The organism is Wolbachia endosymbiont (group B) of Ablattaria laevigata (assembly GCF_964277395.1).
GTDB lineage: Bacteria > Pseudomonadota > Alphaproteobacteria > Rickettsiales > Anaplasmataceae > Wolbachia.
Map to the genome: position 1 here is coordinate 1,217,484 of NZ_OZ195519.1, position 20,196 is coordinate 1,237,679.

A 20,196-nucleotide genomic window follows, 5' to 3' on the forward strand; every position below is an offset into this window, starting at 1 on the left:
GTGGTCAGCCAAATCGCTCTTACTTTAAGCGTTAGCACATTATTACAGTGCCAATTTACATTATTAAAACTCGCTATACAGGGATTTATTTGCCTTTTTCAATTTATTAAGCTTTTTAATATCTATATTTAAGAATACAAAAATACCAACCTTTATGTAAAATAATAAAATTTCTAGCTTTTTTGTTGTGTAGAGTTTATCATTTTTATTTAACTTTAGTGAGATTATGTCAGACCTTGCAAAGAGGATGTCTCTGATAAAACCGTCGCCTACAATTGCTGTGACCGATAAGGCAAACAGATTAAAAAGCGAAGGAAAGAAAATTTGCATTTTAGCTGCGGGAGAGCCGGATTTTGACACTCCAGATCATATAAAAAAGGCAGCTATTCAATCGATAAATGAAGGCAAAACTAAATATACTGCTGTTGATGGAACGCATGAGCTTAAAGAGGCGATAATCAATAAGTTAAAAAGGGATAACAATCTAGAATATACACTGAACCAAATTTGTGTCGGCGCAGGCGCTAAGCAGGTGTTATTCAACTTATTTATGGCAACAATTGACCCTGGAGATGAGGCTATAATACCAGCTCCTTATTGGGTTTCGTATGTTGATATGGTAAATCTTTTTGGCGGACTGCCAGTTGTTGTAGAGTGCAAGCAAAACTTTAAGCTGACACCAGAATTACTGAAGAGCAAGATAACTAAGAAAACTAAATGGTTAATTCTTAATTCACCGAACAATCCAGCAGGAATTGTCTATACATATGATGAATTGAAAAGCATAGCGCAAGTATTGCTTGAATATCCACATGTAAATATTGTTACAGATGATATTTATGAGCACATAGTATACGATGAAAAGTTTTTTACCATTGCTCAGGTTGAGCCAAAGCTTTACGATAGGGTTTTTGTGGTCAATGGAGTATCAAAAGCCTATGCAATGACTGGCTGGAGAATAGGTTATATTGCAGGTAGGAGTGATATAGTAAAAGCTATTTCTACACTGCAGTCTCAAAGTACTTCTAACCCAAATTCAATAGCACAAGCAGCAGCAGTTGAAGCGTTAAACGGTGATCATAGTTTTTTGAAAGAAAGAACAAAAATCTTTAAGGATCGTAGAGATTTTGTAGTAAAAAAGCTAAATTCTGCTTCAGGATTGTCAGTATCTATTCCGCAGGGTGCATTCTATTTGTTTGTCTCATGTGAAGGTTTATTGGGTAAGAGTACGAAAAGGGATAAAGTAATAAATAGTGATCTTGATTTTGCCGAATATTTATTAGAAGATCATTTAGTTGCTGTTGTTCCAGGAATTGCATTTGGTCTGAAAAATTTTATCAGAATTTCTTATTCAACCTCTCAGGAACAATTAGAAATTGGATGTGATAGTATTACTAAAGCATGCGAAATGCTAAGTTAACTTTTTAATATTCCTATATATAATATTTCAGTAAGATAGAGTTGATTTATGGCTTGGGTGTATTTGCTATTAGCTGGTTTGGTTGAAATAATATGGACCACAGCACTGAAATATAGCAATGGCTTTACTCGTGTTATACCTGTAGTAATTATTTTAGTTAGCGGTTCTGTGAGTCTTTACTGGCTATCGTTAGCAATGAAGTCTATTCCTCTTGGAACATCTTATGCAGTTTGGACTGGTATAGGCTCTATAGGTGCAGCGATAATAGGAATAATGTTTTTTAATGACCCAGTAAATTTTGGGCGTTTATTTTCCCTTGCTTTGGTAGTGCTGGGTATCATAGGATTAAAAGTATTTTCCAATTAGGAAAAGTTAAGTACGTCTATTTTACCACCTCAGGACTTTCTACTAAAGTTGCTTTGGATTTTTCAGTTCTCGAAGAGGGCATTCCTATTGATTTAGAAAGTACCTTTCTAATGTTCAATATTTCATTTTTCTCATTTTGTTGAGTTAAGTTAATGTCGTTTATTTTATTCACTAAATCTTTTCCTTCATTTAAAATTTTTAAATCGCTTTCGTTGATATGATGTTCATTTTTAAATTCTGCAACGATTTCTTTCTTCTTTGGATGAGTATTCAGAAATTCTAATATCTGGTGTTTAGCAACAGCTTGAATAAATTTCTTATCGTGAAATATTGAATTGTTATGTAGTTCTTCTAGGCTTTTATCATATTGTTTTGCTTCGTTTACAGTAAGTTTTATTATTTCTTCTGCGCTACTTAAAAGTTCCCTGTATAACTTGTCGTATCTATTGCCTGTGTGTGCGGCAAATGTTTGTTCAATGTATTTTGTTATGTAGTTTTGTAGCGTATTGTCTATTGTACCTATGTTCATTCACTCACCTTGCTTTTATATTATATTTTACACACAAAAAGGTTAATATTTAGTTAACTACAGCGTTTCTGATACTGAATTTCATTAAAAATTATATTATTTAAAGTATAATCGGTATCACGAAATAAAAGCGTAAGTAAAATGAATTTTGTAACAAAACTAAAACTTATAGTAAAAAAAATAAAGCTTAAGATGAACAAGGGTAAAATTATAAAAATCCTTATCATCTGTGGTATAATTTTTTTCATATACCTTATCCATGAACCAGTTATAGATATGCTAAAAGGTCTCTTTTAAGAAAGATACTCGGATTAGAGTAACTATTTACAAAAGTGTTGCTCCTTGATGATAAAATACCTATAATTCTGTTTTTTAGGTAATATTAGGATTGCAGAGAAACTTTTTCATATGGTTGCTAGCATCACTATTTTATGCATACCAGTATATATTACGTGTAATTCCAAATATAATCGCGCCTGAATTAATAACGAAATTTAACATAAGTATTACAGATGTTGGTCAATTTGGTGGGCTATATTATATAGGCTATACGCTTGCTCACATACCTGTTGGTCTTGCCCTTGATAGATTTGGGCCAAAGTTTGTTTTGCCTGCATGTATTGTCTTAACGTTTGCTGGGACATTACCACTAATATGCTTTGATGAGTGGTATTACTCAATACTTGGTAGAATGATTGTTGGAGTTGGGTCATCTGCTTCGGCAATTGGGCTCTTTAAAGTTGCAAGTATGTATTTCTCACAAGAAAAATCAGCAAGGATGGCTAGTTTATCTATAATAATAGGGTTACTGGGAGCTATTTATGGTGGATTACCTCTAGACTTTTTGCTCAATAAATTTGGTTGGAATTATGTTATATACACTTTCTCAGCATTTGGTTGTTTACTTGCTCTGCTATTGCTTTTAATAACGCCAAACAGTAACATAGAGGAGAGTAGAAATGACAACATACTTCAAGATTTAAAAACTGTATTTTTAAATAAACATATCATTCTAATCAGCTTTTTTGGGGGCTTGATGGTTGGGCCACTAGAAGGTTTTGCTGATGGTTGGGCAAAAGCGTTCTTATGTGAAGCATATCAAATGACCGGAGATTTGGCATCTTCACTTTCCTCTCTCATGTTCATAGGCATGGGGGCTGGATCATTCTTTCTCGCTTATTTACTGGAGAAGTATCCAGACAAACATTACGAGGTGATTATTGCGTGTTCTTTTGCAATGATCGCTAGCTTTCTTTTGCTTTTTACACAAGTTGGCGGTTTATATATTGCATTACCTACACTTCTTGTTATCGGCTTTGCATCTGGGTATCAGGTAATTACTATTTACAAGGCAATAAGTTATGTAAACAATAACTTGGTAGGCTTGGCCACAGCTGTATCAAACATGATAGTTATGGTTTTTGGCTATTTTTTTCATACTGGAATTGCAAAAATAATAGACTTATGTTGGAATGGAACGGTAATACAAGGAAATCCTTTGTATGGTACTGATTTGCTGGTAAAAGCAATATCAATTATTCCTGTATGTCTGCTTTTGGCTGTTTTTGGATTTATGTGGTTAAGGAAAAGGTCTTATGACAATTGCTTCAGAAAGGATTTGTAACTCTGAAAATAATTTAAAGTCTTTTGATAATGAAGTTTATCTCTCTATAGAGAAGGAACTGCAGCGTCAAAGATCGCAGTTGCAATTGATTGCATCGGAGAATTTTGCAAGTAAAGCAGTGATGGAAGTACAGGGTTCTTTTCTGACTAATAAATATGCAGAAGGTTATCCTGGTAAAAGATATTACTGTGGCTGTGAGTATGTAGATGAAGTTGAAAATCTGGCTATAGAAAGGCTTTGTAAGCTATTTGGTGTTAAATTTGCAAATGTTCAACCTCATTCTGGTTCTCAGGCAAATCAAGCAGTGTTTGCTTCACTGCTTGCTCCGGGTGATACAATACTTGGATTGTCACTGAACTGCGGTGGACATTTAACTCATGGTGCAGCACCAAACCTTTCTGGTAAGTGGTTTAAGTCGATTCAGTATACAGTTAATAGAGACACTTACCTGCTTGATATGGATGAGGTGGAAAGGCTAGCGCTGGAGCATAAACCAAAATTAATTATTGCTGGTGCTTCTGCTTATCCAAGAAAAATAGATTTCGAGCGCTTTCGTGAAATTGCGAATAAAGTTGGTGCATATCTGCTTGCAGATATTGCTCACTATTCAGGGCTTATTGCTGCAGGTTGTTACCCATCACCTGCCAAATATGCGCATATTATAACTTCTACAACTCACAAGACTCTACGTGGTCCTCGTGGTGGAGTGGTAATGACAAATGATGAAGCGTTACATAAAAAAATTCAGTCTGCAGTTTTTCCAGGATTGCAAGGTGGGCCACTTATGCATGTGATAGCTGCAAAAGCTGTTGCATTTAAGGAAGCATTAGCGCCAGAGTTTAAAACTTATAGTAAAAAAGTTGTGGAAAATGCGAAAGTGTTAGCTCAAGCGCTGCAAGGGCATGGGCTGAACATTATAACCGGTGGCACTGACTCTCATATAGTGCTAGTTGATTTAAGATCACGGAAATTGACTGGAAAAGACGTTGTGAATAGCCTTGAAAGAGCTGGCATTACCTGCAATAAAAACTCCGTGCCGTTTGACACAGAAAAACCAACCATTACTTCAGGGCTCCGTTTTGGTACCGCTGCTGAGACAACACGCGGACTTGAGAAAAAAGATTTTAAAGAGATAGCTGATCTGATAAATGAAATCATTCAGGGATTAATTGATGGAAATAGCCCTGATGTTGAAAAAGCAGTGAAAAATAAAGTTGAAAGTATTTGTAGTAATTTTCCTATTTATTAATTTATTTAGCATTGGAATTTCCTTCCTTTACTTTGGATTAAACTATTGTATAGTGATTTTATAGCTCTTTAATTTTATGATAAATGTACCTAGCATAGAGAGTTGTGATTTTCACAATAAAAATGTTCTGCTCAGGGTTGACTTCAATGTTCCTATAAAAAATGGAAGAATTTGTGATGCCACTCGTATTTTGAGAGCGCTACCTACCATTCAGTATTTGGCAAATGCGGGTGCAAAAGTTATTGTTATCTCACATTTTGGGCGTCCAAAAGCCAAAGACAGTAACTTATCGCTAAAAAACGTAGTTGAAACTTTATCGCGGCTGCTAAGCAAAGAAGTGAAATTTATTGATGATTGTATTGGTGAGAGAGTACAAAGAGCAATAAATGCGATGGATGAAGGAGATATAATATTACTAGAGAATCTGAGGTTTTATAAAGAAGAAGAGCAGAATGATTCAAATTTTGCTAAACAATTAGCATCTCTAGCAGATATATATATAAATGATGCGTTTTCTTGCTCTCACAGAGCTCACGCTTCTATTTCACGCATTACGGAATTTTTACCTTCTTATGCAGGATTTTGCTTGCAAGATGAGCTAAAGTATCTTGAGCAAGCTATATCGTTTGACGCTAAACCTATTACTGCGATAGTTGGTGGAGCTAAAATATCAACTAAAATAAAAATGCTTATAAAGCTAGCAGAAAAGGTTGATTACCTTATTCTGGGCGGCGCAATTGCTAATAATTTTTTGTTATTTAATAAAGTTAATATAGGCAAGTCTTTTTTTCAAAATGGCGTTGATGATCTTCTGCACGATATTGTTGAGACGGCAAATAAAAACAATTGCAAAATAGTTGTGCCAGAAGACGTTTTGGTTGCAGTAAATTCTGATTATAGCACTGGCGTTTTAAGAAAAACCGAATCCGTTTTGGATGATGATATAATTTTAGATATCGGACCTCAAACTTTAAGCACAATAAGCGGTATAATAGCAAGCAGTAAAACTCTGCTGTGGAACGGACCTATTGGTGTTTTTGAACATTCAGCTTTTGCAAATGGTACAGTAGAGGTGATGAGAGTAGTAAGTGATTTGACACACGAAGGAAAATTAACCAGTGTAATAGGGGGAGGAGATAGCCTATCTGCAGTAAATGCTGCAGGTCTTGCCGATAAAGATTTTACATATATTTCAACTGGTGGGGGAGCGTTTTTAAGTTGGCTAAGTGGTGATGAGATGCCAGGACTGCGATCAACATTAGATTAAAACTTTTTTAAGTTGTTGCTTATACCCTAGCTTCTTTATGAATATGATTATGTCGAAAATAGCTAAGTTAATCTTGTGCTTAATAATACCAGTAATAGGATTTGTTTTTTACATTAAGGAGCATTATCTCAATGATGCAAATTCACAAATTGGCTTTGAGCCGTTTTTCAAAACAGATTCTTCAGATCCAGATTATATTCCACCACTTCCAGAGCTGACTGATTTTGATAGAGGAGTATTAAGGGTTTGTGGAGATTGGGGAGTACACCCTGATGAAGAAGATTTTAGAATTTTGCTCGATTGTCCGCAGCATCAAGAAGTGGTGAAAAGGATATACGATAAGCTCGATCATCAAGTGGCTACACCAAATGCAGGCTTGGGGTTATTTAAAGATGAATTGACTAAGATTTGGTTTACAAATAGCGGAGTTGAGAAAGAAACTATAGGATTTGGACATATTTTTTGTGGTGAACCAGATAGATTGGGACTTGGTGGTATGCATTTTGTAGGTAGATATGTTGAGGCTCAAGAAAATAAGTGGGCGGGTGCAATTTGGGGTAATAAATCTCTGTGCAATAAATTAGATATTAAGCCACCTGTTTACACGTTTGGAATGAAATACTTAGGTAAGGGTGGAGAAGTAAAAGTTAAGTGCCCAAATGGGTATGCACATAACCTTCATGCTGATGATATTTTAGTTTCTGCAACTAAGGCGTTTAAGGAATTGGGAAAAGATGGAATGTGTCTGTATAAAATGGAAGATGCCAATTATCAATCAGTGTTTGTGAGAAAGAATGACGCTATACTTACGTTCTATCCTGACTTAACACCAAAATGTAATGATAAAAGTACTAATTGTAGCTGTAGCAAGCCTTGATTAGCTGAAAAAAAGTAAACATTTTATGCGTATTATGTTAATTTAGTTATATTGTGGGCAATTTGTAAAGCTGCATGAGACTTATAGTAAAAAAATGTTTGTCTGTTTTATTTCTGTTGCTGCTTGTAGCGCCTCTTGTATATGGACAGCAATCTTGCTTAATTGATATCGAGAACGATTTTCAAGATTTGAAAACATCATTAAAGAATCCAATATTTTTAGATCCTGCACCAAGTTCAAATTATGATGATAGAGAAAGCAAAAAAGTGTTGATGGTGGTAGTGCATCATACCGAATCTCCAACATTAAAAAGCACAAAATGCGCATTAAATTCTTCAGGTATATCAGTACAGCTTATTGTTGATAGGGATGGTAGCATTACTCTGATGGTTCCACTCGAAAAACGAGCATGGCATGCTGGTATAAGTTATGCGAAAGTTCAAGTAGATAATGTGGTTGAAGAGCTACGAAAACTGAATGATTATTCTATGGGTATAGAGATTGTAAACACAGGGCTTGAGCCTTTTCCAGAAGAGCAAATGAAATCTGTCAAAGATCTGATTTTGTACCTCATGAAGCGCTTTAAGATTAGAAAAGATATGATATTTAGTCACGCTGAAATAGGTACTATAGTATATAACTCAGCCATTGAAGGCTACGCAATGCGTAAACCTGACCCACATAAGTTGTTTGATTGGGAGTTATTGGAGAGAAATGGCATTGGACTGCATATAGGTGATAGAATCAGTTCTCAAGACGCAAGACAAAAAGTAGAAGAGGTTTTATATAAGGTAGGCGATAAGAGTGAAAGTATTTTGAAATTAAAAAAAAGGTTGAACAATTTTTTTTATAAAATACTGCCTTGGAATGATAAAGAAGGTAACGCTGACAATAATGCTGATTACTCAAATGAGTTTGATGAGAATTTTGCGTGGGTTATTAATCAGTTTTCAATGCATCATTTGCCGAAAGAGATTAGAAAAGACTTGCCTCTAAAATTAGAACAGGAAGATATTTTGCCTGAATTTTTAAGTGAATATGGCAATTGTATTTTCAACAGATTCACATCTTTTAATAATAAAATTGAATCAAGTTTACAACCACCATTTTTGAATGAAGAGGATTACAAGCGTTTATTATCTTCTCTTGCAGAATATGAAAATAATATTTCTTCTAGTGCATTTGCTACGCTCATGTACAAGATTAAGCTATATTACGACTCTTATCTAAGGTATAATATAAGATCCTCGCTTTATATTCCATTTAAGCTTAATTCATTTGAGAAGCTAGATGTTTTAAAGAATGAAATATTGTCTTTTAAGTCTATAAGCCCTGAAAAGGCTATAGAAGTCTCGAATTTAATTAATGGGTTTAGGTCAGAAGTTTTATCTGATTTCCAAAACTTTGAGAAGCAGTGGTTTCAAGAATTTAAGGACACTTGGAAACAAAAATTTATACCGAATATGGAAAAGAAAATGTCTTGGACTGCGCTGCATGAAACTGTGTTGGAATATTTAGAAAAGGCGAAGAAAGAAGTCTAATGAGTATTACAATGGCCAGATGTATGGGCAGAGGAAAATATTGGATGAATTACAAGCACTACGTTTTTTTACTTATGCTAACAATTTTTTGTGGTGAAAACTATTTATGGTTCAACCTGAACAAGATAATTCAAAGGTTGCAATTACACGTAGGATATAAAAAAATTTCTAAATGAGACTCATGTGGTATTGGGATGACAGAGTTTAAAAAATAAGTTACTTTTTTATTTTTGGTAGAAAGTAACCCATGGGTATAAAAATTGCACCTTCTATACTTTCAGCAGACTTTGCAAAATTAGGAGAGGAAGTAAAAAGAATTAGCGACTTGAATGTAGATTATATACACATAGACGTTATGGATGGAAATTTTGTTCCAAATATTACAATAGGTCCGAATGTTATCTCTGCGATACGTAAATATAGCAATCTTCCTTTTGATGTACACTTAATGATTAAATCTCCTGGTAACCATATTGAAAGTTTTATAAATGCTGGTGCTGATATTATCACTATACATGCAGAAGCAGAGATACATCTTGAGAGGCTAGTAAGAAAGATAAAATCATACAAAGACATAAATCATACAAAAAAAACAATACAAGTTGGAGTTTCAATTGTTCCTTCAACTTCTCCAAGCGTGCTTGAATATATAATACATGAGCTAGATATTGTACTAATTATGACAGTCAATCCTGGATTTGGAGGACAGGAGTTTATTCATTCGCAGTTGAGTAAGATATCTACCGTGAGGAAAATGATACAGGACCGTAATCTTAAAACACAAGTTTCAGTAGATGGTGGAGTTAACTTTTCTAACGCAGCTGATATAATAAAAGCAGGTGCAAATATATTAGTTGCTGGATCAGCAATATTTAAAGCTGAGGACATGAAAAAGGCTATAAACGATCTTAAAAATCTTTCGTTATAACCCTACAGATAACACAAACCATTTTTGTTATCTTGTCAGTTTTAAAAATTCCTATTATCCCAGTGCTTCGACACTGAGATAATAGAAAGTAAGTTCAACCTCAATAGAAACCTGATGATGAGTCATTATTACCAAATTTTGGTCTGTTTCTATTACTAAAACCAGAACGAGTAGGTCTATTACTATGATAATTATCTCCAGGTTTTTTATTAAACGAGTTGTTATAATAATTATCCCTATTATTTAAACCATCTCTCCTTTCTTCATTGTAAAGCTTACCTTCAAAAAATTCACCTGTTTCTTGATCAACACGACGTCTTGATAATTTTGGACATCCACCTTTTTCAAAGTCAATTATCAAAGCTTTGAAGGTATCACCCTGTTTAAGTATATCCTCAATGGACTCTACATGTTGATTAGCTACCTCGCTTATATGCATTTTTCCTTTTCTTCCATTAAGAAGTTCTAGCTCTACAATAGACTTCTCTATCTTTACAACTTTAGCATCAATTATAGAACCTTGTTCTAGCTCTGTTATTGAATCAATCATCATATTCTTTGCAGCTTCAGCTTCAGTACTACTAATGGCAAAAACAGAAACTTTACCGTCATCCCCTATTTCAATTTTTGCATTACTTCTTTCACATACACTGCGTATATTTTTTCCTTTAGCACCAATAGCTGCAGAAATTTTATCTTTATCTATATAAAACGATAACACTCTTGGTACATGATCTTTTATATCCTTACGATGTTCTGAAATTACTGCATTCATTTTTTCTAAGATATGTAATCTTCCGACTTTTGCTTGTTCTAAAGATTTTTCAACAATTTCAAAGCTTATACCAGGAATTTTCATATCCATCTGCAGTGCTGTAATCCCTTCGCTAGTTCCTGCTACTTTGAAGTCCATATCACCAAGATAGTCTTCATCGCCCAGTATATCAGAAAGTATTATATGCTCATTTTTGTCTTTGATGAGACCCATAGCAATTCCTGCAACGGGAGCCTTTATTGGCACACCTGTATCCATTAATGCAATGGAAGTTCCACAAACTGTTGCCATAGAAGAAGAACCATCAGATTCCATAATCTCAGATACTACCCTTATTGTATAAGGAAATTCAGATTTATCAGGTAAAACAGGATGAATTGCTTTCCAAGCAAGTTTACCATGACCAATTTCTCTCCTTCCTGGTGCGCGTATAGCAGAAGCCTCTCCAACAGCAAATGGAGGAAAATTATAATGCAACATAAAATGTTCACGTCTATCCCCTTCAATGTCATCCACAATTTGCTCGTCTTGTGTAGTACCAAGAGCAGTAACAACTAGTGCCTGAGTGGTACCCCTTGTAAATAGCGCAGAACCGTGAGTCTTGGGTAGAATGTCAGCCTCAATTTCTATCTGGCGTATTTCATCATACTTACGGCTGTCTATCCTCACACTTTTCCTTCTAATCATTTCACGCACTAAAGATCTTTCAAAGCTTTTTACTGCATAAGTAATTAACTTTTCGTCTTTTCCAGCCTCTTTAAGAGTATTCAATATATTATTCCTGACTACTTCTAGAGCTTGAACTCGCTCTTGTTTTACTGTTTTTGAATATGCTTCTTCAAAGTCTTTTCGATATTTTTCAAGTTCTTGAGTTATATCTGATATATCAATAGGAGCAAAGCTTTCAGGTTTATTGCCTACTGTATCAGCAAATTCTTTTATAAGCTTAATAACAGGTTGAAGATGTTCATGGCCGAATTTTATTGCACTCAAAACATTTTCTTCAGAGAGCTCTTTGACTTCCGATTCGACCATTAAGATCGAATTTTCATCACCAGACAAAAACAGATCCAAGTTGCTTGCTTTCATCTCTTGAACGGAAGGATTGAGTACATAATTGTTATTTTCATCACAACCGACCATGACTCCAGCTATAGTAAAGTGGAAAGGAACACCAGAAATTGCAAGAGCTGCGACGGTACCTATCAATGCTGGTACTTCAGGAGAATTGACCGTATCGTAAGTTAACAGATTACATACTACACTAATTTCATCATGAAAACCTTCAGGAAATAACGGCCTTATACTTCTGTCTATTACTCTTGAAATTAAAGTTTCTCTATCAGATGGTTTTCCTTCTCTTTTAAAAAAACCACCAGGAATCTTACCCATGGCATAACTTTTTGCAATAAACTGCACATTTAAAGGGAGAAAATCAACACTTTCTTCCTTCTTTTTTCGTACAACAGTGACTAAGATAGAAGTATCTCCATAATTTACAACTACTGAACCATCAGCTTGACGTGCTATTTTCCCAGTTTCTAAAGATAAGGTACGCCCCTCCCAATCTATAGATTTTTTTATAATTTCAAACATACAAAATTCCTCGATTATTTTCTAATGCCTAACTTCTCTATTAACTCTTGATAGGCTTCATTACCAAATTTACGTTTTATATAATTTAAGTGCTTGCGCCTTCTACCTATCAATATAAGTAAACCGCGCTTAGAATTATGGTCATGCTTATGCGCTTTAAAATGCTCAGTTAAATTACTGATCCTCTCGGTTAAAATTGCACACTGTACAAAAGATGAACCTGTATCATCTTCTTTAATTGCATATGTACTAATCAAACTTTTTTTCTTTTGGGATGTTATTGACATCTAAACCTCATTTCAAAATATTAAAAACACGAATAGGCTTCACACAACCATGAGTAAAACTGCAAATTGCAATAGGTACATTACCCACTATCGTACAAAAAATATCATAATTCTTTAAATTACGCAAGTTATTTAATATAATTTCTTGACCTTTTCTGATTTTCTCTGCTTCCTCTAAGGAAATTTCAACTTTGAACATCGATTTTAAAGCCGATTCAATGGGGATGATGAAGCCTTTTGTATTACCTCCATCATCTTCTGCCATCCCAGTGCTTGACACTGGGATCCAGTCTATTTCATCACGAACATTGTTTTTGACATATGCTCCTAGAATCTTTTGTCCATTACATGATTTGTAAGTATTTGTATCCAGTGTCAAGCACTGGGGAGAGTAAGTTGTTGTGTTTTTTTTAGTAAGTTGCTCAATTGTCACTGATTCATCTTCCTTAAAATCACCTACCATCGTTCTTCTTAATTTTGTAATGTGTCCAAAGCAATTTAATGTGACTCCAAGATCTCTTGCAATTGATCTTACATATACACCGCTACCGCAGATCATAGAAAAATCAGCACTATTATTTATAGTCTCCAAGAATATCAGCTTCAGTTCATGTATTTTGACTTGCCGGGGCTTTATATTTACCTTTTGCCCACTTCTTGCTAATTTATATGCTCTTGCTCCCTTGATTTTCACTGCTGAAAATTGAGGAGGAGTTTGTGTTATCTCACCAATAAAATCCTTAATCGCACAGTTTATTTGGTTATATTCGGGTTTTATATCGCTAGTTCTAATGATATCACCACCCAAATCATCCGTAGTTGTTTGTTTTCCCCATTTTATTGTGAAATTGTATGCCTTTAAGTCACAAGATAAATACGGTATAGTTTTTGTTGCTTCACCAAGAGCGATCGGTAATATACCTGAAGCCAAAGGATCAAGTGTTCCCAAATGTCCGGCTTTTTTTATTCCAAAAATCCTTTTAATTTGAGTTACAGCTTGTGCAGAACTCATTCCTGTTGGTTTATCAAGATTCAGCCAACCATGTTTCATACGTTTAATTATATACAACTGATAACATTTTAGCTTGAAATATATACTTTATGCGAAAAGTAGCTTGACCAACATGCATTATTAATACACACTACTCAATCTTTTTATTAGCCTTATTATAAGGGGACTATTATGACTATAAAAAACGTATTGAAGTGGGAAAACACTGCACATATAACAAAAATGAGTATTGAAAGTACAGTTGCAACTGCATCTTTAGCAGCAGCAATAACAACAGTATTGATTGCTACTAAAGTAATTGCTGGACCTGCGTCTTTAGCACTTATTGCTAGCCCTGCTGGAATTGCAGTTCTATTTATTGCCGCTGTATATTTTGCCGCAGCAGCTTATGCTTCATATCAGCAAATGAATGCGATTGGTGAAAAAGGACCTCAAGGTGAAAAAGGACCAGTGGGCGATAAAGGACCAGTGGGCGATAAAGGACCTCAAGGTGAGAAAGGTGAACAAGGACCTCAAGGTGAAATTGATGAAGAAGTGCTTAAAACTATGTTGCAAAAGACTGAAGTTATGAAAATATTTGAAGATAAGTTTCAAGAAAAAACAACACAATAGGTTATATAGGAGGTAGATTTTCTACCTCTTTTTTTCTCCTTTCATCTGGATGTGTAAAAGTTACAATAGCCTATCCCACATTTCAACTACATCCTCATCAAAGTCTATTACTTCTGTTTTTTTGAATCGGTAACAGTTGTTTATGGATTGAATCCCTAGATCTCCTATAAAAGGAGTGGCATCATTACCTAAAATTTTACCACTGCGGCAGATTATCAGCCTATCGATTAAATCGTGCTTCAATAACTCTGTAATTAACACTCCTCCACCTTCAACTAATAACCTTGTTATACCAATTTCTGAAACAAGTTTTGATGCCATGTCTTTTAGGCAGACTTTATCGATAATGTCAGGCTCCGATGTCATTCCAGCGCGTGACCAGTTTTCATTATGCAATTGCTTGAAGTTTTCTGGATCCCAGTGTCTGGGCACTGGGATGACAGGAGAAGGTATTGGAATGACAGGAGAGTGTGTTGGGGTAACATCTGGAATAACAGGAGGTTTGTGATTTGAATTGACTATCAAATAATTAATGTTTTTTATTTTTTTCTCTATTTCTCTGTTTGTAATCACCCAAGTTATTACTTTGTCTGCAGTCTTTGCAATATTATGCTCTTCCTTCAATTTCCCTTGGCTATCGATAATTAGCCTTATTGGCGACCTGTCTTCGAGTCCTGGTAATCTGCAAGTTAAGAGAGGATCGTCATTGATAAGGGTACTACTGCCAATCATAATTGCATCATATTTTGCTCTGAGCTCATGTATCCAATTTCTCGTATCTTCACTTGTTATCCATTTGCTATCGCCTGTAAATGCTGCAATTTTTCCGTCAAGAGTTGTTGCAATTTTGCAAGCTATGAATGGTCTATGGAGTTTCTTGGTGGTAAAAAAGCCAACATTCAGTTTCTCTGCTTCTTTCTGCATGATCCCTTGCTTTACTTCAATTCCTACTTCTTTCAGAGCTTTAATTCCTCCACCTGAAACTCTACTATCTGGGTCAATAGTTGCAATTACTACCTTTCTTATTCCTGATTTTATGATTTCTGCAGTGCAAGGTTCTGTAACTCCAAAGTGGCAGCATGGTTCAAGAGTGACGTACATAGTTGCACCATGAGTTAAATCTTTAGCATTTTGCAAAGCAACTACTTCTGCATGTGGGCGCCCACCGATTCCTGTGTAGCCTTCACCAATTAACATACCGTCTTTTACAATGACACACCCAACAGCAGGGTTTGGTGCAACACCTCCAAGACTTTTTTCTGCGAGCTTTAATGCGATCGACATGAAATAATCATCGGTCATTAGAAAGAAGTCATTTCGTATGAGGTATCAAAAATTCTTCTGTGCTCGTGTATGGCAAATCTATCTGTCATACCTGAGATGTAGTCACATATTATTACTGAACGCTGAGATTCACAGGCAAGCTTGTTCCACTCTGTGGGTAATAACCTTGGGTTTTCATAAAAACATTGAAAAAGCTCCTGTACTATACGTTTTGCTTTGTTCATTGTTCTGGTCAGTTTATAACTTCTGTATATTTTTTCCATGTTAAATTTTTTCATCTCTTTTGTGGCATTTGCAATTTCTGGTGAAAATGTGACTAGCATTGTATTTAGACCTCTTACATCTTCTACGCTTTTTATTTTGTAGTCTTTAATATTTCTTTCAGTCTGAAAAACGACATCATTTATCATAATTCCTATAGTTCTACTCAGTGATTCATGTATGAGTTTGCTTTGAGCCAATTCTGAATATTCGCTTTTTACTTCTTTGAACATTTTGCCAATTAAAGGAACATCAAGCAAATCTGCGATGGTTACTAAATTTGCCCTGAGTGCATCATCAAGATCATGCACACTGTAAGCGATGTCATCAGCAATCGAAGCAACTTGTGCTTCAATGCTTGAAAATTCTTCAAGCTTTAGATCATATTTTTCATTGCATTCTAATAACAGCTGATTATTTGTTTGAGATACCGCATTTTGACCGAGTAAAGGACCGTTATGCTTTGCAACGCCTTCAATCACTTCCCAACTTAGATTCATACCATCAAAATCAGCATGTTTTTGTTCAAGATAAGTTAAAATCCTTATAGCTTGAACATTATGATCAAACTCATACTTCTCCTTATCAACTTGAACTAGAGCATTCTCACCTGTGTGACCAAATGGAGGATGACCAAGGTCATGTGCAAGCGCTATGCATTCGGTGATGTCCTCATCTAATCTGAGCCTGCGTGCGATGGATCTTGCAATTTGTGCAACTTCAAGGCTATGAGTTAGCCGAGTACGATAGTAATCATGCTCATAATTGATAAAAACTTGTGTTTTGTACCCCAATTTCCTAAACGCATTAGAGTGAATAATGCGGTCCCTATCACGCTGAAAACAGCTGCGATTTTTGTCTTCTGGCTCTTTGAAATTTCTTCCTTTTGTTTTATTTGGAAAGCACGCGTAACTTAATAGAAAATTATTGTTTGACATGTAAAATTTCTACTATAATAGGTTATCAATAATGAACGGTGGTTGTTATGTCAACAGATTACAATATTAGCTTAACTGACAATGCATTAAGGAAAATCCACTCCCTTGTAGAACAGGAAGGAGATGAGAGTTCTATTTTGCGAGTTGCAGTTTCAGGTGGTGGATGCTCTGGTTTCAAGTATAATTTTCTTATGGATCAAATAAATAAGAAGATGTCTTTAGATGACGATTTTGACGATGATGAAGACGACGATTTTGACGATGACGAAGATAGCGAGGATTATAGAAGCCACTCCATTTTTAGTGAAAAAGGTAAAGATATAGTAATTAATGATGAGAATGGAAACCCTGTATTAATGGTTGATAATTGTTCAGCGAAATTTTTAAATAACTCAACTATAGATTATACTGAAGATCTAAGTGGTTCTGGTTTTCAAATCAAGAATGCTCTCGCTAAGTCTCGATGTGGTTGTGGTAACAGTTTCTCGGTCTAATTCTCCCTCCTGGATCTTTTTATAATATGGGTGGTGGTGTAACACTAGAGCTAGCTTCTGTAAGTAAGAGCTTCAAAAAAAGTCCTGCTATTGTAGAAGATATCAATCTGAGTCTTACAAGAGGGCAAGTAGTTGCATTGATCGGCAGTTCAGGATCAGGAAAAACAACTATATTGCAAATTGCAGGCCTATTGGATAAGCCAACTTTAGGTGTAGTGACAATAGATGGAGTAAATTGTACGCAAGCCAGCAATAAATATAAAACTCATGTAAGAAGAAATTTTCTTAGCTTTGTTTATCAATTTCACTATTTATTACAAGAGTTATCAGTGTTGGAAAACGTTATGCTTCCTCAGCTTATTGCAAGAAGAAGCAAAGCTGAAGCAAAAAAAAAATCGCAAGCAATATTAGAAAAATTTGGTCTGGAAAATAAAGCAAGTAGTATGGTATCTGAAATTTCTGGTGGAGAAAGGCAGAGGGTTGCAATTGCAAGAAGCATTGTAAACTCTCCAAAGCTTTTACTTGCAGATGAGCCAACGGGAAATTTAGACCCAACAAATTCTTTGAATGTATTTTTGCTGTTACATTCATATGTAAAGGAAAATAACAGCTCTATGCTTATAGTAACACACAACTATATCCTTGCAGAAAAAGCAGATCACATTTTTCAGTTAAAAAACCGATCATTAGTAAAGCTGTAAATGGAAGAAACAGTACAATACAAAGCTACCTATAACTTGTACTTATTTAACCAATGGTCATTAACAGAGTGTAATTCGCATGAAATGCTTTCATTATTTTTTATACACGGACTCTTTAACTTACGCTGTTTACTTAGAAAGCATCCTGACAGCATAAACATTGCTAAAACGAGAAATAATAATTGCCTAAACATAACAAGACTTTTTTTATTTATATTAATACGTTCATTTCTCTCATTTGTAAAGTTAGGCATATTCTTTTACCCTTATCTCTTTTTTAACTTTTTTGGAGGAAGTGACTGCACTGTTTAAGCGTAGTTTTATATAATTATCTATAATTTGAGCTACTTCCTCTTCTTTATCCCTTAAAAAGTGGTTAGTATCGTCTACTATATGGTATTCCATATGGTTATTTTTTACCGAATTTATTAACCTTTGTGCTAATTCTGTTACATCGCTTTCTTCTGAAATTGTATCATTATTACTTTGTATTATAAGTCCAGGAACTGGGCAAGGAGAGAGAAAAGAGAAATCGTACTTAGTTGCTGGAAGAGAAAGGGCAACAAAACTTACTATCTCTGGACGGCGCATTGTCAACTGCATAGCTACCCATGCTCCAAAAGAAAAACCAACTATCCAAATTGGAACGTTGTTAGAGTTATGCTCCTGAAGCCAATCAATAGCTACTGCAGCATCAGTTAATTCTCCTATACCCTTATCAAAAGTTCCGGTAGATTTTCCGACACCACGAAAATTAATTGTCAATGCAGAAAATTTATTATCGATAAAAGATTCATATATAGTATGTATAATCTTACTATCCATACTACCACCATATTGAGGGTGATGATGTAAAATTAGCACAACTGGTGCATTGGTATCTTTGCTTTGATGGTATCTACCTTCTATCTTTTTTGTTGAATTATTTAAAAAGACTTCTACCATGATGACTCCTAATAAAAACCTGTTTTGACAGGTGTTGATAATGTAAATTGTTTATTAATTATGTATTAATTTCCCTGTTTTTGCAATAAATTTTTATCGTGTTAAAGTTAACATACATAATTGGTTGATGGTAAGTGACAAATAAGCCTGTGAGTTTATTCTCTCTGGAAGACAGTAGTTGCGTGTATGCTGATTATAATGCAACTGCTCCAGTGAGTAAAAATGTAAAAAAAAGTATACTTGAGATTTTGTCGAAACAAACACTAAATCCATCATCGCTGCATAAAAGAGGACAAGAAGCGAGGAAGATTCTTAAAGAGGTAAGAGATAACGTACGTGATGCTCTTAGCATTCCAGATGATAAAGAAATAGTTTTTACGTCTGGTGCAACTGAAGCAAACAACCTCGTCATGAGAGGAATGAAAGGCTATCTGCATGTAATTTCAGCTATAGAGCATCCTTCAATTCTTAATTCTGCATGTAATCCACATATAATACCCGTTAATCAAGAGGGTATTATTGACTTTTTAGAGCTAGAGAAAATTCTAAGCGAACTTGAAGGGAATAAAGTAATAATTTCAGTGATGATGGCTAATAACGAAACTGGAGTTATCCAGCCTGTTAAGGAAATAGCTAAAATGGCACATAAATTCGGGGCAATCTGTCACACTGACGCTGCTCAAAGTGTTGGGAAAATCAAAGTAAATATGGAAGATTTAGGAGTGGATTTACTTACTTTATCTGCTCACAAATTTGGTGGTATAGCAGGTAGTGGAGTTTTAATATTTGACAAAAAGCTTGTAATAGAACCTACTATAATAGGTGGTGGGCAAGAAAAAGGATTGCGTGGTGGTACAGAAAACATTATTGCAATAGTAGGTCTTTCTGCTGCATTGCAAAACATTCCAGATCTTCTATCAAAGATGGATGAAGTAGAGAAGCTGCGTGATCAATTGGAGTATGGGTTATTAAGTCTTGTCAGTGATATCAAGATCTTTGGCAGAAATTCTAAAAGATTGCCAAATACAAGTTTCATTTATATGCCGAGAGTGAAGAATGATCTGCAGCTCATGTGCTTTGACTTAAATAATATTGCAGTCAGCAATGGTTCTGCATGTTCTTCTGGAAAAGTTGGGCCTTCTCATGTTTTGCTTGCAATGGGAGCAACAAAAGAGCAAGCAGAATGTTCAATTAGAATCAGTATAGGTCCGGAGGTTAAACCGCGAGACATAGAAAAAATAGTGGATTGTTGGTATAGTATCTATAAGAAGAATGCTTTAGTAAATGCAAAAACTACTTTCACCATTCCCCTTAAATCATGATAGAGGGAATGGTGAAAGTAATTTCTATTGCCAGAGGTTGTTATAATAGTTAAATGCTGCTGAAAACCGATTTGCTTATAGTTATGGAAGAAATTCTCTAATTGCATACCACACCATTCAATTGTAGTATGTCATTTTATACTTGATAAAAACGCTGTATTGTATTAT

Annotated in this window: 20 protein-coding genes; 12 read left to right on the forward strand and 8 right to left on the reverse strand. The window is 35.0% G+C overall.

The window, feature by feature from the left end:
• Nucleotides 1-226 precede the first annotated feature (226 nt).
• Both ACICP1_RS05675 and ACICP1_RS05680 read left to right on the forward strand, forming a co-directional pair.
• A complete protein-coding gene (locus ACICP1_RS05675; RefSeq protein WP_395461265.1) occupies nucleotides 227-1,420 on the forward strand; it encodes a pyridoxal phosphate-dependent aminotransferase in 1,194 nt (397 codons plus the stop codon).
• Nucleotides 1,421-1,468: 48 nt separating this feature from the next.
• Nucleotides 1,469-1,786 (forward strand): DMT family transporter, encoded by a 318-nt coding sequence (locus ACICP1_RS05680; protein WP_010403511.1) that lies wholly within the window; start codon nucleotides 1,469-1,471, stop codon nucleotides 1,784-1,786.
• Nucleotides 1,787-1,802: 16 nt separating this feature from the next.
• On the opposite strand, the gene ACICP1_RS05685 is transcribed toward ACICP1_RS05680, so the two are convergent.
• Nucleotides 1,803-2,315, reverse strand: a complete 513-nt coding sequence (locus tag ACICP1_RS05685; RefSeq protein ID WP_264686820.1) for a hypothetical protein — start codon at nucleotides 2,313-2,315, stop codon at nucleotides 1,803-1,805.
• A gap of 388 nt (nucleotides 2,316-2,703) precedes the next feature.
• Here ACICP1_RS05685 and ACICP1_RS05690 point away from each other — a divergent pair, with 388 nt between their 5' ends.
• From ACICP1_RS05690 to rpe, 6 genes are all read left to right on the forward strand, one after another.
• Nucleotides 2,704-3,939: an MFS transporter gene (locus ACICP1_RS05690; protein WP_395461266.1), complete on the forward strand. Its 1,236-nt coding sequence runs from the start codon at nucleotides 2,704-2,706 to the stop codon at nucleotides 3,937-3,939.
• The gene (gene glyA, locus ACICP1_RS05695; RefSeq protein ID WP_264686822.1) at nucleotides 3,911-5,188 is read left to right on the forward strand and encodes a serine hydroxymethyltransferase; all 1,278 of its coding nucleotides are present in this window, start codon (nucleotides 3,911-3,913) and stop codon (nucleotides 5,186-5,188) included. Before ACICP1_RS05690 ends, glyA begins: the two co-directional genes overlap by 29 nt.
• A gap of 79 nt (nucleotides 5,189-5,267) precedes the next feature.
• Nucleotides 5,268-6,455 (forward strand): phosphoglycerate kinase, encoded by a 1,188-nt coding sequence (locus ACICP1_RS05700; RefSeq protein WP_395461313.1) that lies wholly within the window; start codon nucleotides 5,268-5,270, stop codon nucleotides 6,453-6,455.
• Between the two features lie 49 nt (nucleotides 6,456-6,504).
• The gene (locus ACICP1_RS05705) at nucleotides 6,505-7,332 is read left to right on the forward strand and encodes an EndoU domain-containing protein (RefSeq protein WP_395461267.1); all 828 of its coding nucleotides are present in this window, start codon (nucleotides 6,505-6,507) and stop codon (nucleotides 7,330-7,332) included.
• Nucleotides 7,333-7,406: 74 nt separating this feature from the next.
• Nucleotides 7,407-8,873 carry an N-acetylmuramoyl-L-alanine amidase gene (locus ACICP1_RS05710; RefSeq protein WP_353281514.1) on the forward strand — a complete coding sequence of 489 codons (1,467 nt, stop codon included), beginning with the start codon at nucleotides 7,407-7,409 and terminating at the stop codon, nucleotides 8,871-8,873.
• A gap of 247 nt (nucleotides 8,874-9,120) precedes the next feature.
• Nucleotides 9,121-9,801 carry a ribulose-phosphate 3-epimerase gene (gene rpe, locus ACICP1_RS05715; RefSeq protein ID WP_265014960.1) on the forward strand — a complete coding sequence of 227 codons (681 nt, stop codon included), beginning with the start codon at nucleotides 9,121-9,123 and terminating at the stop codon, nucleotides 9,799-9,801.
• Between the two features lie 100 nt (nucleotides 9,802-9,901).
• Here rpe and pnp read toward each other — a convergent pair whose 3' ends face one another.
• From pnp to truB, 3 genes are read right to left on the reverse strand one after another with little or no spacing between them, the layout of a single operon-like run.
• Nucleotides 9,902-12,172 (reverse strand): polyribonucleotide nucleotidyltransferase, encoded by a 2,271-nt coding sequence (gene pnp, locus ACICP1_RS05720; protein WP_395461268.1) that lies wholly within the window; start codon nucleotides 12,170-12,172, stop codon nucleotides 9,902-9,904.
• A gap of 14 nt (nucleotides 12,173-12,186) precedes the next feature.
• Nucleotides 12,187-12,459 carry a 30S ribosomal protein S15 gene (gene rpsO, locus ACICP1_RS05725; protein WP_007302237.1) on the reverse strand — a complete coding sequence of 91 codons (273 nt, stop codon included), beginning with the start codon at nucleotides 12,457-12,459 and terminating at the stop codon, nucleotides 12,187-12,189.
• 7 nt (nucleotides 12,460-12,466) lie between these two features.
• A complete protein-coding gene (truB, locus tag ACICP1_RS05730) occupies nucleotides 12,467-13,510 on the reverse strand; it encodes a tRNA pseudouridine(55) synthase TruB (protein WP_395461269.1) in 1,044 nt (347 codons plus the stop codon).
• A 132-nt stretch (nucleotides 13,511-13,642) separates the two neighbouring features.
• Here truB and ACICP1_RS05735 point away from each other — a divergent pair, with 132 nt between their 5' ends.
• Nucleotides 13,643-14,083 carry a hypothetical protein gene (locus ACICP1_RS05735; protein ID WP_395461270.1) on the forward strand — a complete coding sequence of 147 codons (441 nt, stop codon included), beginning with the start codon at nucleotides 13,643-13,645 and terminating at the stop codon, nucleotides 14,081-14,083.
• A 60-nt stretch (nucleotides 14,084-14,143) separates the two neighbouring features.
• Here the strand turns inward: ACICP1_RS05735 and ribD are convergent, their stop codons facing one another.
• Together ribD and ACICP1_RS05745 are read right to left on the reverse strand one after the other, a co-directional pair.
• The gene (gene ribD, locus ACICP1_RS05740; protein WP_395461271.1) at nucleotides 14,144-15,385 is read right to left on the reverse strand and encodes a bifunctional diaminohydroxyphosphoribosylaminopyrimidine deaminase/5-amino-6-(5-phosphoribosylamino)uracil reductase RibD; all 1,242 of its coding nucleotides are present in this window, start codon (nucleotides 15,383-15,385) and stop codon (nucleotides 14,144-14,146) included.
• A complete protein-coding gene (locus ACICP1_RS05745; protein WP_395461272.1) occupies nucleotides 15,385-16,566 on the reverse strand; it encodes a deoxyguanosinetriphosphate triphosphohydrolase in 1,182 nt (393 codons plus the stop codon). The genes ribD and ACICP1_RS05745 overlap by 1 nt, the downstream gene beginning before the upstream one ends.
• A 47-nt stretch (nucleotides 16,567-16,613) precedes the next feature.
• Here ACICP1_RS05745 and ACICP1_RS05750 point away from each other — a divergent pair, with 47 nt between their 5' ends.
• Nucleotides 16,614-17,060, forward strand: a complete 447-nt coding sequence (locus tag ACICP1_RS05750; protein ID WP_395461273.1) for a HesB/IscA family protein — start codon at nucleotides 16,614-16,616, stop codon at nucleotides 17,058-17,060.
• A 26-nt stretch (nucleotides 17,061-17,086) separates the two neighbouring features.
• The gene (locus ACICP1_RS05755) at nucleotides 17,087-17,761 is read left to right on the forward strand and encodes an ABC transporter ATP-binding protein (protein WP_010407030.1); all 675 of its coding nucleotides are present in this window, start codon (nucleotides 17,087-17,089) and stop codon (nucleotides 17,759-17,761) included.
• 29 nt (nucleotides 17,762-17,790) lie between these two features.
• Here the strand turns inward: ACICP1_RS05755 and ACICP1_RS05760 are convergent, their stop codons facing one another.
• Together ACICP1_RS05760 and ACICP1_RS05765 are read right to left on the reverse strand one after the other, a co-directional pair.
• A complete protein-coding gene (locus tag ACICP1_RS05760; protein WP_006014264.1) occupies nucleotides 17,791-18,015 on the reverse strand; it encodes a hypothetical protein in 225 nt (74 codons plus the stop codon).
• Nucleotides 18,008-18,706, reverse strand: a complete 699-nt coding sequence (locus ACICP1_RS05765; protein ID WP_395461274.1) for an alpha/beta hydrolase — start codon at nucleotides 18,704-18,706, stop codon at nucleotides 18,008-18,010. Before ACICP1_RS05765 ends, ACICP1_RS05760 begins: the two co-directional genes overlap by 8 nt.
• A gap of 134 nt (nucleotides 18,707-18,840) precedes the next feature.
• On the opposite strand from ACICP1_RS05765, the gene ACICP1_RS05770 reads away from it, so the two are divergent.
• The gene (locus tag ACICP1_RS05770) at nucleotides 18,841-20,028 is read left to right on the forward strand and encodes a cysteine desulfurase family protein (RefSeq protein WP_250120184.1); all 1,188 of its coding nucleotides are present in this window, start codon (nucleotides 18,841-18,843) and stop codon (nucleotides 20,026-20,028) included.
• The last annotated feature ends 168 nt before the right edge of the window (nucleotides 20,029-20,196 follow it).

What these genes read in the sequence shown, in the direction of transcription:
- ACICP1_RS05675 (WP_395461265.1), top strand. Translation starts at nt 227, where the DNA reads ATGTCAGACCTTGCAAAGAGGATGTCTCTGATAAAACCGTCGCCTACA.
- ACICP1_RS05680 (WP_010403511.1), top strand. Translation starts at nt 1,469, where the DNA reads ATGGCTTGGGTGTATTTGCTATTAGCTGGTTTGGTTGAAATAATATGG.
- ACICP1_RS05685 (WP_264686820.1), bottom strand. Translation starts at nt 2,315, where the DNA reads ATGAACATAGGTACAATAGACAATACGCTACAAAACTACATAACAAAA.
- glyA (WP_264686822.1), top strand. Translation starts at nt 3,911, where the DNA reads ATGACAATTGCTTCAGAAAGGATTTGTAACTCTGAAAATAATTTAAAG.
- ACICP1_RS05705 (WP_395461267.1), top strand. Translation starts at nt 6,505, where the DNA reads ATGTCGAAAATAGCTAAGTTAATCTTGTGCTTAATAATACCAGTAATA.
- ACICP1_RS05710 (WP_353281514.1), top strand. Translation starts at nt 7,407, where the DNA reads ATGAGACTTATAGTAAAAAAATGTTTGTCTGTTTTATTTCTGTTGCTG.
- rpe (WP_265014960.1), top strand. Translation starts at nt 9,121, where the DNA reads ATGGGTATAAAAATTGCACCTTCTATACTTTCAGCAGACTTTGCAAAA.
- pnp (WP_395461268.1), bottom strand. Translation starts at nt 12,172, where the DNA reads ATGTTTGAAATTATAAAAAAATCTATAGATTGGGAGGGGCGTACCTTA.
- rpsO (WP_007302237.1), bottom strand. Translation starts at nt 12,459, where the DNA reads ATGTCAATAACATCCCAAAAGAAAAAAAGTTTGATTAGTACATATGCA.
- truB (WP_395461269.1), bottom strand. Translation starts at nt 13,510, where the DNA reads ATGAAACATGGTTGGCTGAATCTTGATAAACCAACAGGAATGAGTTCT.
- ACICP1_RS05735 (WP_395461270.1), top strand. Translation starts at nt 13,643, where the DNA reads ATGACTATAAAAAACGTATTGAAGTGGGAAAACACTGCACATATAACA.
- ribD (WP_395461271.1), bottom strand. Translation starts at nt 15,385, where the DNA reads ATGACCGATGATTATTTCATGTCGATCGCATTAAAGCTCGCAGAAAAA.
- ACICP1_RS05745 (WP_395461272.1), bottom strand. Translation starts at nt 16,566, where the DNA reads ATGTCAAACAATAATTTTCTATTAAGTTACGCGTGCTTTCCAAATAAA.
- ACICP1_RS05750 (WP_395461273.1), top strand. Translation starts at nt 16,614, where the DNA reads ATGTCAACAGATTACAATATTAGCTTAACTGACAATGCATTAAGGAAA.
- ACICP1_RS05755 (WP_010407030.1), top strand. Translation starts at nt 17,087, where the DNA reads ATGGGTGGTGGTGTAACACTAGAGCTAGCTTCTGTAAGTAAGAGCTTC.
- ACICP1_RS05760 (WP_006014264.1), bottom strand. Translation starts at nt 18,015, where the DNA reads ATGCCTAACTTTACAAATGAGAGAAATGAACGTATTAATATAAATAAA.
- ACICP1_RS05765 (WP_395461274.1), bottom strand. Translation starts at nt 18,706, where the DNA reads ATGGTAGAAGTCTTTTTAAATAATTCAACAAAAAAGATAGAAGGTAGA.